Source organism: Streptomyces sp. NPDC006476 (assembly GCF_040612015.1).
Taxonomy (GTDB): Bacteria; Actinomycetota; Actinomycetes; order Streptomycetales; family Streptomycetaceae; genus Streptomyces; species Streptomyces griseorubiginosus_B.
On the sequence record NZ_JBEXPK010000267.1, the window covers coordinates 1 to 2010 of the forward strand.

2 protein-coding genes are annotated in these 2010 nt (G+C 68.0%); one reads left to right on the top strand and one right to left on the bottom strand.

Annotated elements, in window-relative coordinates; genetic code table 11:
- The first annotated feature begins 515 nt into the window (after positions 1-515).
- Positions 516-1727 carry an IS110 family transposase gene (locus tag ABZZ74_RS53870; RefSeq protein WP_356951406.1) on the top strand — a complete coding sequence of 404 codons (1212 nt, stop codon included), beginning with the start codon at positions 516-518 and terminating at the stop codon, positions 1725-1727.
- Between the two features lie 65 nt (positions 1728-1792).
- On the opposite strand, the gene ABZZ74_RS53875 is transcribed toward ABZZ74_RS53870, so the two are convergent.
- Positions 1793-2010, bottom strand: a 218-nt coding sequence (locus ABZZ74_RS53875) for a hypothetical protein (RefSeq protein ID WP_356951407.1), incomplete at its 5' end; no start/stop codon positions are given.

Genomic DNA, 2010 nt, shown 5'->3' on the forward strand with positions numbered 1-2010 from the left:
ACAGAGGTGGGCTCTTCCGTCCACCCGCGCACGGCGCGGGCGCGCGCCGCCTCTGCGGCGCGGCCTGCCTCCTGTCTTCGCCCTGGCTGGCCGCGCCCGGCGGCGCGCTCGGCGGCTGCGGGCATGAAGGGGGAGACACCCTCTGTGGCTGGGGCGGTCGGCTCCACGGCTTTAGGCAGCCACTTTGGGGCGAGCCTCTAAGATCTTGGCCCCAACGTCGTGCTTTAACGGGCAGGTCCACAGACTGCCCGACTCGCCATCAGCTTACGGGGCCAAGATCACTCGCCCCAAAGCAGCTCCAGCCCAAAGCCGCTCCGTAAGTTGTTTGGCGGTCCGGAAGAGTGGGGTGTGGCTCTAAAGTCGCTTGCCCCCGGTGGCTCCGGTGGAGTGGCCGCTTCGCTCTTCGGGACGCCCAGGCCGCTGATTGAGATGTGCGAAACGGTCGCTGATTACGGAGCTGACGGCGGGGGGTCCTCGGACCAAAAGGCACGCTGCCTGAAACCGAGGAGACGCTCATGACCGCGCTGCTGCCACGTTTATGGGTCGGTATCGACGCCGGCAAGGCCCACCACTGGTGGGTCGCTGTTGACGGCACCGGAACAACGGTGTGGAGCAAGAAGATCCACAACGACGAGGCCGCGCTCGTTGCAGGCCTCACTGAAGTGCTTGGCCTGGCCGAGCAAGTGCACTGGGCCGTGGACATCCCCGGCACCCCGTCCGCCCTGCTGCTTGCGCTCCTCACGTCGCATGGACAGCGGGTTGTCTACGTGCCCGGCCGAACGGTCAACCGCATGGCCGGCGCCTACCGCGGCGAGGCCAAGACCGATGCCCGCGACGCCTACGTCATCGCCGACACCGCCCGGCTGCGGCGGGACTTTGCCCCTGTTGAGGCGCGCACCGGTCTCGCCGCAGACCTGGCGCTGCTCACCACACACCGCTCGGACCTGATCGCCGACCGGGTCCGTCTGCTCAACCGTCTCCACGACGTACTCACCGGCATCAGCCCGGCTTTGGAGTCGGCTTTCGACTACGCCGACCACAAAGGTGCCCTGGTTCTGCTCACCAGCTATCAGACGCCTGCCGCTCTGCGCCGCTGCGGGCCAGCGCGCCTCGCCCGCTGGCTCGCCGCCCGAGGCGTGCGCCACCCTGACGCGGTGGCCGACACCGCCCTCACTGCCGCGCACGCCCAGCACGTCACTCTGCCCGGCCAGGACACCGCCGCACGCATCACCGCGGACCTCGCCCAACAGACCCTGGCCCTGGACGACCGGCTCAAGCAACTCGACCGGCAGATCCGCGACGCCTTCCACTCCCACCCGCAGGCCGCCGTCATCGAATCGCTGCCCGGCATGGGCCCGATCCTGGGGGCTGAATTCCTCGTCGCCGCGGGCGACCTCGCGGCCTACCCCGACTCAGGCCACCTCGCCTCCGCCGCTGGCCTCGTCCCGGTCTCCAAGGACTCCGGACGCCGCACCGGCAACCTGCACCGACCACAGCGCTACAGCCGACGCCTGCGCCGCGTGTTCTACCTCTCCGCCCAGACCAGCATCATTCGCGACGGCCCCAACCGCACCTACTACCTCAAGAAACGAGCAGAGGGACACAAACACATCCCCGCCGTCATCGCCCTCGCCCGCCGGCGCGTCGACGTCTTATGGGCGCTGCTCCGCGACAACCGCACCTTCACCGCCACCCCACCCGCAGAGACGACCAGCAGGGCAGCTTGACCCAACCACCAAGACTCTCCGCACCCCGGAGTACGGTGCGCGCCATGAACCCTGGTGATCTGGCATCAACACTCGTCGTCTTCTTGGAAGACCGGCACGGAAACGCGCTGGTGAGGCTGCCGAACGGCACGAAGACCAGCCTGCCTCACGAATGCCTTGACCTCGTTGAAACCGGAGAGAACCTGGCCGATGTCCGCGTACAAGTGAACGTGCACCACCTCGTACGGATGAGAGTGCACCGTTCTTGATGCGGTGAGGGGCAAGGGCCGCGAGTCTGCTGCTG

Bases quoted from the DNA above. Each gene is read 5' to 3' on its own strand.
- ABZZ74_RS53870 (WP_356951406.1), top strand. From the start codon at position 516: ATGACCGCGCTGCTGCCACGTTTATGGGTCGGTATCGACGCCGGCAAG.